Source organism: Bradyrhizobium sp. 22, assembly GCF_000482425.1.
Taxonomy (GTDB): Bacteria; Pseudomonadota; Alphaproteobacteria; order Rhizobiales; family Xanthobacteraceae; genus Bradyrhizobium; species Bradyrhizobium japonicum_B.
On the sequence record NZ_KI519400.1, the window covers coordinates 1,329,460 to 1,339,362 of the forward strand.

The 9,903-nt window shown below is 64.9% G+C and carries 10 protein-coding genes; 5 read left to right on the forward strand and 5 right to left on the reverse strand.

Features of this window, described 5'->3' with window-relative positions:
• Positions 1-141: 141 nt before the first annotated feature.
• Positions 142-663 carry a MarR family winged helix-turn-helix transcriptional regulator gene (locus K410_RS0131605; protein WP_028138587.1) on the reverse strand — a complete coding sequence of 174 codons (522 nt, stop codon included), beginning with the start codon at positions 661-663 and terminating at the stop codon, positions 142-144.
• A gap of 176 nt (positions 664-839) precedes the next feature.
• Here K410_RS0131605 and K410_RS0131610 point away from each other — a divergent pair, with 176 nt between their 5' ends.
• From K410_RS0131610 to K410_RS0131620, 3 genes are read left to right on the forward strand one after another with little or no spacing between them, the layout of a single operon-like run.
• The gene (locus tag K410_RS0131610; protein ID WP_028138588.1) at positions 840-1,880 is read left to right on the forward strand and encodes a branched-chain amino acid ABC transporter permease; all 1,041 of its coding nucleotides are present in this window, start codon (positions 840-842) and stop codon (positions 1,878-1,880) included.
• Between the two features lie 7 nt (positions 1,881-1,887).
• Positions 1,888-3,657, forward strand: coding sequence for a branched-chain amino acid ABC transporter ATP-binding protein/permease (locus K410_RS38915; RefSeq protein WP_049820404.1), 1,770 nt, complete (start codon positions 1,888-1,890; stop codon positions 3,655-3,657).
• A complete protein-coding gene (locus tag K410_RS0131620; RefSeq protein ID WP_028138589.1) occupies positions 3,654-4,385 on the forward strand; it encodes an ABC transporter ATP-binding protein in 732 nt (243 codons plus the stop codon). The genes K410_RS38915 and K410_RS0131620 overlap by 4 nt, the downstream gene beginning before the upstream one ends.
• A 200-nt stretch (positions 4,386-4,585) precedes the next feature.
• On the opposite strand, the gene K410_RS0131625 is transcribed toward K410_RS0131620, so the two are convergent.
• Positions 4,586-5,218 carry a pyridoxamine 5'-phosphate oxidase family protein gene (locus K410_RS0131625; RefSeq protein WP_028138590.1) on the reverse strand — a complete coding sequence of 211 codons (633 nt, stop codon included), beginning with the start codon at positions 5,216-5,218 and terminating at the stop codon, positions 4,586-4,588.
• A gap of 120 nt (positions 5,219-5,338) precedes the next feature.
• On the opposite strand from K410_RS0131625, the gene K410_RS0131630 reads away from it, so the two are divergent.
• A complete protein-coding gene (locus tag K410_RS0131630) occupies positions 5,339-6,223 on the forward strand; it encodes a LysR family transcriptional regulator (RefSeq protein WP_028138591.1) in 885 nt (294 codons plus the stop codon).
• A gap of 149 nt (positions 6,224-6,372) precedes the next feature.
• On the opposite strand, the gene K410_RS0131635 is transcribed toward K410_RS0131630, so the two are convergent.
• Positions 6,373-6,792 carry a PaaI family thioesterase gene (locus K410_RS0131635; RefSeq protein ID WP_028138592.1) on the reverse strand — a complete coding sequence of 140 codons (420 nt, stop codon included), beginning with the start codon at positions 6,790-6,792 and terminating at the stop codon, positions 6,373-6,375.
• A gap of 217 nt (positions 6,793-7,009) precedes the next feature.
• Positions 7,010-8,179, reverse strand: a complete 1,170-nt coding sequence (gene pobA, locus K410_RS0131640; protein WP_028138593.1) for a 4-hydroxybenzoate 3-monooxygenase — start codon at positions 8,177-8,179, stop codon at positions 7,010-7,012.
• Between the two features lie 252 nt (positions 8,180-8,431).
• On the opposite strand from pobA, the gene K410_RS0131645 reads away from it, so the two are divergent.
• The gene (locus tag K410_RS0131645; RefSeq protein ID WP_028138594.1) at positions 8,432-9,448 is read left to right on the forward strand and encodes a TRAP transporter substrate-binding protein; all 1,017 of its coding nucleotides are present in this window, start codon (positions 8,432-8,434) and stop codon (positions 9,446-9,448) included.
• Positions 9,449-9,582: 134 nt separating this feature from the next.
• Here the strand turns inward: K410_RS0131645 and K410_RS37540 are convergent.
• The coding region (locus K410_RS37540) for an integrase core domain-containing protein (RefSeq protein ID WP_196236084.1) at positions 9,583-9,903 on the reverse strand (321 nt) is incomplete at its 5' end.

Sequence of the window (9,903 nt, forward strand, 5' to 3'; positions counted from 1 at the left end):
GCCCCCAATGATCAGAAACGACCGCCAGATGAGCTTAAGACTATGCCAAAATTAAACCGGACAGCCGTGGGACAAGCCCGGGCATGACGGCCTCTCGAATATCCATACGCGATAGCCCTGCCCTCTAGGGGAGGGTCAGAGTCAGAACTCGTTGGCGATCTTCGAGAGCATCGCGATCAGGGCTTCGCGGTTGCTTTGCCCGAGCAGATCGTTCAGCCGGGCCTCGTGCTTGGTGGCGACCAGCTTCTTGGCGCGGGCCAGCACGGCCTTGCCCTTGTCGGTCAGCACCAGGATATGCGAGCGGCGGTCGTTGGTGGAGCGGATCCGCGCGCAGAGGTCGCGGCTCTCGAGGTTGTCGAGCATCGCCACGAAGTTCGGCCTGAGGATGCCGAGGGTGGAAGCGATCTCGGTCTGGTTACGGCCGGGATTCTTCTCGACCAGCAACAGCACGGAGAACTGCGCCGGCGTGAGCTGGAGCGAGGCCATGCAGCGCAGGAAATTCTCGAACACCTTGAGCTGCGCCCGCTTCAGGACATAGCCGAGCTGTTCGGAGAGCTCGCCCAGCTGGAGCGCTTCGGTTTGGAGCTCGGCCGCCTCCTTGCGGCCCTTGCCCGCGTCGGCCGGTTTTTCGGAGGACTTTTCAGCGGTTCTGGAAACGGTCATCGCCTCGTGCTCGTAATCCCGTTAAATTCGGGACGGGTCGTTCCCCACCCTTGATGTTATATTTGATAATTGTTATGGACCATATCAAATATCGCATGCGTGTTTCAACGGCTGTGAGCGGACCGTCCACCGCAATCGAGCGGACCGGTTCGTAATATGAGGGGGAGCGTCCGGTCTTGAATACCACAATCATGCTGTTCCTGGTGCAGGACGGCATCACCAATGGCGCGATCTATGCGCTGCTCGGCCTGGCGCTGGTGCTGGTATTCGCCGTCACCCGCGTCATCCTCATCCCCCAGGGCGAATTCGTCACCTACGGCGCGCTGACCTATGCCTCGCTGGCCGCCGGTCAGATGCCGGGAACGGCCAAGCTCGCGCTGGCGCTTGGCATCGGTGCCTTCGCCTTCGACCTGTTCGTGGCGCGCAAGGCGCTGCACGGGCGGCTGGTCGTGCGCAGCCTCATCACGAACATCGTGCTGCCTTCCATCGTGCTGGCGCTGACCGTGTACTTCGCCGCCCAGAAGCCGCCGGTCGCGATCTGCATCGCGCTGTCGCTGGTGATCGTCGCGATGATCGGCCTTTATCTCTATCGCATCGCGTTCCAGCCGCTGGCGCACACTTCGGTGCTGGTGCTGCTGATCGCCTCCGTGGGCGTCCACCTCGCGCTGCAGGGCCTCGGCCTTCTGTTCTTCGGCGCCGAAGGCCAGCGCGGACCGGCCGTGCTGTCCGGCGCCTTCACCGCCGGCGCGCTGCGCTTCACCGGCCAGAGCATCACCGTCTACGTCATCACGGGCGCGTTCATCGTCGGGCTCTGGCTGTTCTTCGGCCTGACGCTCTACGGCAAGGCGCTGCGCGCGACCGCCGTGAACCGTCTCGGGGCGCGGCTCGCAGGCATCCGCACCACCTTGTCGGGGCAGATCGCTTTTCTGCTGGCCTCCGTCATCGGTGCGCTGTCGGGCATCATGATCGTGCCGATCACGACACTCTATTACGACTCCGGCTTCCTGATCGGCCTGAAAGGCTTCGTCGCCGCGATCATCGGCGGCCTCGTCAGCTATCCCCTGACCGCCGTCGCGGCGCTGGTGGTCGGCATCGTCGAGGCGTTCTCGTCCTTCTATGCCTCCAACTACAAGGAAGTGATCGTTTTCATGCTCTTGATCCCCGTGCTGCTGCTGCGCTCGCTCGCCGCGCCGGCGGTCGAGGAAGAGAAGGACTGAGGCCAAGATGCAGAGCCGGCTTCCCATCATTGTCTTCGCGCTCGTGATGGCGGCGATCCCGTTCATCCCGGGCATGCCCCCGTTCTGGATCGTGCTGCTCGACAATATCGGCCTCGCCGCCCTGGTCGCGATGGGCCTCGTGCTGCTCACCGGGGTCGGCGGTCTGACCTCGTTCGGCCAAGCCGCCTTCGTCGGCTTCGGGGCCTACACCACCGCGGTGCTGTCGACGGCCTACGGCGTGTCGCCATGGCTGACGCTGCCGCTCTCGCTCCTCGTCAGCGGCCTGTTCGCGGTGCTGCTGGGTCTGATCACCGTCCGCCTCTCCGGCCATTATCTGCCGCTCGGCACGATCGCCTGGGGGCTCGGCCTGTTCTATCTGTTCAGCAAGCTGGAATTCCTGGGACGGAACGACGGCATCTCGGCGATCCCGCCGCTGTCGATCGGCACGTTCAAGATGCTCTCGCCCGGCTCGATCTATTATGCGATCTGGATCGCTGTGATCGTTTCGGCACTGCTGACGATGAACCTGCTGGACTCCCGCACCGGTCGCGCCATCCGCGCGCTCAGGCGCGGCCATGTCGCGGCGGAAGCCTTCGGCGTGCACACGCCGCGCGCCAAGCTGCTGGTGTTCATCCATGCAGCGGTGCTCGCCGGCCTCTCGGGATGGCTCTACGCGCATCTTCAGCGCGCGGTGAATCCGACCCCGTTCGGCGCGCATATGGGCATCGAGTATCTCTTCATCGCCGTGGTCGGCGGCGCCGGCTATGTCTGGGGCGGCGTTCTGGGCGCCGCGATCGTCGTGGTCCTGAAGGAGGTGCTGCAAAGCTATCTGCCGCTGATCCTGCCGGGCTCCGGCCAGGTCGAGACCATCGTGTTCGGCATCATGCTGGTGGCGCTGCTGCAGCTCGCGCCCGGCGGTCTCTGGCCCTGGCTGATGTCGTTCCTCCCCGAGCGGACCAGCGGCAATAAGCCGGATACCTCGCTGAAGCTGGAGCATCGCACCCGCGCCCCCACCGAGTCCGGCGTCCTGCTCCAGGTCGACAAGGCGCGGAAACAGTTCGGCGGCGTGGTCGCGGTCAACAACGTCTCGTTCGACGTGCAGGCTCGCGAGATCGTCGCGCTGATCGGCCCGAACGGCGCCGGCAAGAGCACGACGTTCAACCTGATCACCGGCGTGCTGTCGGCGACGTCAGGCTCGATCTCGGTGCTCGGCAAGAAGGTCGACAACGCGCCGCCGCAGGAGATCGTCAAACTCGGCATCAGCAGGACCTTCCAGCACGTGAAGCTCGTCCCCGACATGACCGTGCTGGAGAACGTCGCGATCGGCGCGCATCTGCGCGGCCATTCCGGGCCGATCGCCTCGATGCTGCGGCTCGATCGCGCCGACGAGGCCAAGCTGCTTGCGGAGGCCGCCCGCCAGATCGAGCGCGTCGGCCTCACCGAGCAGATGCATCAGCTCGCAGGCTCGCTGTCGCTGGGACAGCAGCGCATCGTCGAGATCGCGCGGGCGCTCTGCGTCGATCCGATGCTGCTGCTGCTCGACGAGCCCGCCGCAGGCCTGCGCCACATGGAGAAGCAGCGGCTGGCGACGCTGCTGCGTGACTTGCGCGACGGCGGCATGAGCGTGCTTCTGGTCGAGCACGACATGGGCTTCGTCATGAACCTCGCCGACCGCATCGTGGTGCTCGATTTCGGCACCAAGATCGCCGAGGGCACCCCCGCCACGATCAAGACCAATCCCGAAGTGATCAAGGCCTATCTCGGAGTGGCGGCATGAGCGCGCTGTTGTCCGTCACCGACGCCCATGTCGCCTACGGCAAGGTCGAGGCGGTGCGCTCGGTCTCGCTCGAGGTCGGGGCCAACCAGATCGTCACCATCGTCGGCGCCAACGGAGCCGGCAAGACCACGCTGCTGTCCGCCATCATGGGCATCCTGCCGCTGAAAGGCCGCGTCGTCTTTGCGGGGGAGGATCTCGCCCGGCTCGACATCGAGGACCGCGTCGCGATGGGGCTCGGCCTCGTGCCCGAGCACCGCGAATTGTTCGTGACCATGAATGTCGAGGACAATCTCGAGCTTGGCGCCTTCCGTATCGAGAGGTCCAAGGCGAGGGCCTCGATGGAGCGGGTCTACACGCTGTTTCCGCGGCTCAAGGAGCGGCGCAAGCAGCTCGCCGGCACGCTCTCAGGCGGCGAGCAGCAGATGCTCGCGATGGGCCGCGCTTTGATGGGCGAGCCGAAGCTGCTGATGCTGGACGAGCCGAGCCTCGGCCTCGCCCCGATCATTGTCGCCGACATCTTCCGTATCGTCGCCGAACTCCGCGCCAGCGGCGTCTCCGTGCTGCTGGTCGAGCAGAACGCGCAGGCGGCGCTGAAGATCGCGGACCAGGCTTACGTGATGGAGCTCGGCGAATTCGTGCTCAGCGGCAAGGCCAGCGACGTCGCCGCGAACGAGCGGGTGGCGGCGAGCTATCTCGGCTTCCAGCACGAAGGCGCGAGTGCGATCTGACTCTACCCTCCCCTGGAGGGGGAGGGTCGGCTCATGTCGAGCGAAGCGAGGTATGAGACGGGGTGGGGTGACGGTCTCTCCACATCTAACAGCTCCCGCGTGGAGAGATCACCCCACCCCGCTCGCGCTGCGCGCGATCGACCCACGGGCGAGCTACGCTCGTCCCGGCCCCCTCCAGGGGAGGGTAAGAAAGCCGCGGGTTAGGGAGCTACTCCCGCCGCCTTCTCTCCCTTCAGCGCCGCCAGCTCCGCCTCGAGCTCAGCGATCCTCGCATCTCGCGCCGCCAGCGCCGCGGCGACATCGCCTGCGTCGAACTTCTGCGGGATGTGCTGCGGGCAGTTGGTGTCCCAGGCCGCGATCTTGAACAGGATCACCTGCTCCGGCCGGGCGCGGTAGCCTTTCGGCATCAGCGAGGCCGTCAGCGCCTCGTCGTCCTCGACGACGCGCGCCTCACCCCAGATCTTCACGCGGCGGCGATGGGCGTAGTCCATCACGAAGATGTAGGCCTTGGCGTTCTCCGAGAGGTTGCCTTGCGTGATGTATTGCCGGTTGCCGGCGTAGTCGGTGAAGGCCAGCGTCTGCTTGTCCAAGACCTTCAGGAAGCCCTTCGGGCCGCCGCGGTGCTGGATATAGGGTTGGCCGTCGGCCGATGCGGTGGCGAAATAGAAGCTGTTGGCGTCGCCGAGGAACGCGGCGAGGTTTTCATCGACCTCGGTACGCCATCCTCGCTGCTCGGCATGGGCATAGCCCTCGCGCGATCCCTTTCGGGTCTGGATCGATTTCACCGCCGGCGAAAAGGCGACGTCGCTGGCGTAGGTGCGAGTTGTCGTCATCGGGATATCCCCTGGAATGCGGGCGCATGGGTGCGTCTGTCACGAGCTACGTGGACCTTCCGGAGGCTAAAACAATCGATCCGCTTGACACTTCATCATTGCAATATATGCAATAATGCGATGGACCGCCTCGAAGCCATGCATGTCTTCGTCACCGTCGCCGATCTCAGCGGCTTTGCGCCGGCGGCGCGAAAGCTGCGGCTGTCGCCCTCGGCGGTGACGCGACTGATCGCGGCGCTGGAGGAGCATCTCGGCGCGCGGCTGCTGCAACGAACCACGCGGCAGGTGACGTTGACCGACGTCGGGAGGCGCTATCTGGAGCGGGCGCGACGGATCCTCGCCGATGTCGAGGAGGCCGATGGCTCCGCACGCGAGGAGCGCAACCGGCCGAGCGGGCGCCTGGTGGTCTCGGCCCCGATCGGCTTCGGCCGGCTGCATGTCGGGCCGGTCATGACCGCCTATCTCAAGCGCTTTCCCGAGGTCGCCTGCGAGCTCCGCCTGTCGGACCATCTCGTCAACCTGGTGGAGGACGCCGTCGATGCCGCGGTGCGGATCGGCCACCTCGCCGATTCCTCGCTGGTGGCACGCCAGGTCGGCGAGATGCGGCGGATCACAGTGGCGGCGCCGGGCTATCTCAAGCGTCACGGCGAACCGAAGACGCCGCAGGAATTGCTCGCGCACCAGACCATCGCATTCGGCCCGTCCGCCGCTTGGCGTTTCCTGCAGGACGGCCGTGACATCGAGGTGACGACGGCCCCGCGCTTCGCCAGCAACAGCGCCGACGCCGCGCTGCAATATGCCGAGGCCGGCGGCGGCGTGACACGGGTGCTGGCCTATCAGGCCGCCGAAGGGCTGAGGCGCGGGCGGCTGAAGATCGTGCTGGCGAAATACGAGCAGCCGGCGCTGCCGATCCACATCGTCTATCCGACTTCGCGCCTGCTCTCGGCCAAGGTGCGCGCGTTCATCGATCTCGTGGTGGAGACGGCGGAATGGAGGTTTGGATAGGTCTCGTGTCCCGGACGCGGTGCGGCGCGAAGTGCCGCTCCGCAGAGCCGGGATCAAGAAAGCAGTACGGTCCCATGCGAGTATGGGTCCCGGCTCTGCGCAGCAGCGTTACACGCTGCAGCGCGTCCGGGACACGGAAAGCGAGGACATCACCCCTTCTTCGGCACCACGCGGAACGTCCCGCTGGCCCGCGCGATCACGGCATCGTCGGCTTTCGCCAGGCATTGCGCGAAACAGATCGTAGAGCCGGTCTTGATCGCCTCGCCCTCGACCACAAGCCATTGGCCGATCTCGGCGGCCCCGGCATAGTCGACCGACAACGAGATCGTGACCAGCGAGGTCGACCAGCCCGTCGCCTGGGCGCAGCTATAGCCCATGGCGGCGTCGGCCAGCGCGGCAATCAACCCGCCATGGATCAGCCCGCGCGCGTTGGTGTGCGGCGTCGCCAGCCGCAATCCCACGGTGACGCCTTTCCCGGTCTTCTTGGAGTAGAGCGGCTCCCAGGGATCGGTGAGCGGCGCCTTGCGGAAATGCGGCTCGAAGCCGGCGGGGATGTCGGTGAGGGTCATGGCTGTCTCGCGCTATCGTGTCATCGGCATTGAACACGACGGACGCGGCGGGCGCATCAATTACAAAGTTTCAAACGGCATTTGCGCGCGTGTTTGAAACGCGCGAGGGCACAGATCGCGTAGGGTGGCAAAGGCGCGTAGCGCCGTGCCCACGATCTCTGCACGATTGAGAAAGATGGTGGGCACGCTCACGCTTTGCCCCCCTACGGCACCACCCTTAAAACGGCAGGCCGACGTAATTCTCCGAGAGCGACGTCATGGCCGCCTGCGACTGCGTGACGTAGTCGAGCTCGGCGAGCTGGATGCGGGCGCCGATGCTGCCGGTGTCGGGGAATTTGTGCAGCATCGAGGTCATCCACCAGGAGAAACGTACGGCTTTCCAGACTCGGGCCAGCGCCTTGCCGGAATAGGCGTCGATGCCCGCGCTGGACTTCTCGTCGTAGAATTCGCGCAGCGCGCCCGCCAGATAATGCGCGTCGCTGGCGGCGAGGTTGAGGCCCTTGGCCCCGGTCGGCGGCACGATGTGAGCGGCATCGCCGCACAGGAACATCCTGCCGAAGCGCATCGGCTCGGCGACGAAGCTGCGCAACGGCGCGATGCTCTTCTCGATCGAGGGGCCCGTGACGAGGCTGTCGGCCGCCTCCCGATCGAGCCGGCGCTTCAATTCGTCCCAGAAGCGGTCGTCCGGCCATTGGTCGACGTGGTCGTCGAGCGAACATTGCACGTAATAGCGGCTGCGTTTGGTCGAGCGCATCGTGCAGAGCGCAAAGCCGCGGGCGTGGTTGGAATATATCAGTTCGTGACTGACCGGCGGCGTGTCCGAGAGAATACCGAGCCAGCCGAACGGATAGACCCGCTCGAACTCCTTGATTGCAGAGGCCGGAACGCTGGCGCGGCTGACGCCGTGGAAACCGTCGCAGCCGGCGATGAAGTCGCAATCGAGCGTGTGGGTGACGCCGTCCTTGACGTAAGTTACGCGCGGGTGACTGCCGTCGAAATCTTGAACCTGGACGTCCTTGGCCTCGTAGACCGAGACGAGACCGGCGGCCTTGCGCGCATTCATCAGGTCGAGCGTGACCTCGGTCTGCCCGTAGATCATGACCGTCTTGCCGGTCGCACCCTTCATGTCGATGCGATGACGGCGCCCGGAAAATGCGAGCTCGATGCCTTCGTGCACCAGACCCTCGGCATGCGCCCGGGTGCCCGCCCCGACCTGGTCGAGCAGCGCGACGGTTCCCTCCTCCAGCAGCCCGGCGCGGATACGGCCGAGCACGTAGTCCGGGCTCTGCCGCTCCAGAATGACATTATGAATGCCGTAAGCGTGCAGCAGTTGCCCAAGCAACAATCCGGCCGGCCCGGCCCCGATGATTGCGACTTTTGTCCGCAATACTTGCTCCTCCCGATCCTGTAGGCTTTCGTGGCGGCCTGCTTGTCGCTTCAAGACGCTCAGGATAATTATACCATATAATCGTTCGGCAAAAGGGGAGCGCGGTCGTCGCGAAGGCGACAAGTCCATGCAACAGGGCTGACGGTGGATGCGCGCCAATTCCGGCTTGAACCCGTCCGCCATCTAGATAACATGTTAATTAATCAGACCGGGCCGTCGAAGCCCGCCGTCGACAACAGGGAGAGACGCGTGATGAGAAGAGCCTGTCTGGCATTGCTGCTGGCCGCGAGCGTGACGCCTGCCTTGGCGCAGGACAAGACCTTCGATCTGAAGATCTCGCACTGGGTACCGGCTTCGCATCCGCTCCAGAAGTCGCTGGAAGACTGGGCCGCGGCGGTCGAGAAGGATTCCGGCGGCACCATCAAGGGCAAGGTGTTTCCGGCCCAGCAGCTCGGCAAGGCGTTCGACCATTACGACATGGCGCGCGACGGCATCGCCGACGTCACCTACGTCAATCCCGGCTATCAGCCCGGCCGCTTCCCGATCATCGGCGCCGGCGAGCTGCCGTTCCTGATCTCGGACGCCAAGGGCGGCTCGATGGGGCTGGACGCCTGGTATCGCAAACATGCCGAGAAGGAGATGAAGGACGTCAAATACTGCCTCGCCTTCGTCCACTCGCCCTCGTCGTTCCATTCCAAGACCAAGAAGATCGTGATGCCCGAAGACGTGAAGGGCATGAAGATCCGCCCGGCGCACGCCACCATGGCGAACTTCGTCACCTCGCTCGGCGGCACCAACGTGCAATCCTCGGCGCCGGAAGTGCGCGACATCATCGAGCGCGGCGTCGCCGACGGCGTCACCTTCCCCTGGGGCTCGCTGGTGCTGTTCGGCATCGACAAGGTGACCAAGTACGACATGGAGGCGCCGCTCTACACCACGACCTTCGTGTTCGTGATCAACAAGGACAAGTACAATGCGATGTCCGACAAGCAGAAGGCCGCGATCGACAAGAACTGCTCGGTCGAGATGGCAGGCGTGGTCGGCGAGCACTGGGGCAAGTTCGAGGATGCCGGCATCGCCAAGGTGAAGGCGGAATCCAGCCACGAGGTCTATAAGCTGACGGCCGAGCAGACCGCCGCCTGGAAAAAGGCCGCCGAGCCCTTGGTGAAGACCTGGAGCGACGGCGCCAAGAAGGCCGGCGCCGATCCGGATGCCGCGCTCGCGGACCTCAAGGCCTCGCTGAAGAAGTACAACGCGCTGGCGGAGTAACGCCGCGGCCGATCAGACGCTTGCTGCACCTCTCCCGCTCGCGGGAGAGGTCGCGCCGAAGGCGCGGGTGAGGGCTCTCTCCTCTTGGGGGCTCTCGATTGCAGACGTGATCTTCCCCCGATAAAGTGGACGGGTTAAGCGGCTTTTAGCTCCATCTCGATCGGGGGGATATATCCGAGTGCGGAATGGAGCCTTGTCCGGTTATAGAATCCTTCGATGAAGCTGAAGATATCGCGCTGGGCCTCAGTGCGGGTCTTGTAGTTGCGATGATGGACGAGCTCGGTCTTCAGGGTATGGAAGAAGCTTTCCATCGGGGCGTTGTCGTAGCAATCGGCCCTGCGGCTCATTGATGCCGTCATGCCGGCCTCCATAAGGGTGCTGCGATAAGCGTGCGAAGCGTATTGCACACCCCGGTCGGTGTGACAGATCAATCCGGCCTGCGGCCGCCGCTCCCG

Excerpts from the sequence above, each read along its gene's own strand:
- K410_RS0131605 (WP_028138587.1), bottom strand. The coding sequence starts at position 663 with ATGACCGTTTCCAGAACCGCTGAAAAGTCCTCCGAAAAACCGGCCGAC.
- K410_RS38915 (WP_049820404.1), top strand. The coding sequence starts at position 1,888 with ATGCAGAGCCGGCTTCCCATCATTGTCTTCGCGCTCGTGATGGCGGCG.
- K410_RS0131620 (WP_028138589.1), top strand. The coding sequence starts at position 3,654 with ATGAGCGCGCTGTTGTCCGTCACCGACGCCCATGTCGCCTACGGCAAG.
- K410_RS0131625 (WP_028138590.1), bottom strand. The coding sequence starts at position 5,218 with ATGACGACAACTCGCACCTACGCCAGCGACGTCGCCTTTTCGCCGGCG.
- K410_RS0131630 (WP_028138591.1), top strand. The coding sequence starts at position 5,339 with ATGGACCGCCTCGAAGCCATGCATGTCTTCGTCACCGTCGCCGATCTC.
- K410_RS0131635 (WP_028138592.1), bottom strand. The coding sequence starts at position 6,792 with ATGACCCTCACCGACATCCCCGCCGGCTTCGAGCCGCATTTCCGCAAG.
- K410_RS0131645 (WP_028138594.1), top strand. The coding sequence starts at position 8,432 with ATGAGAAGAGCCTGTCTGGCATTGCTGCTGGCCGCGAGCGTGACGCCT.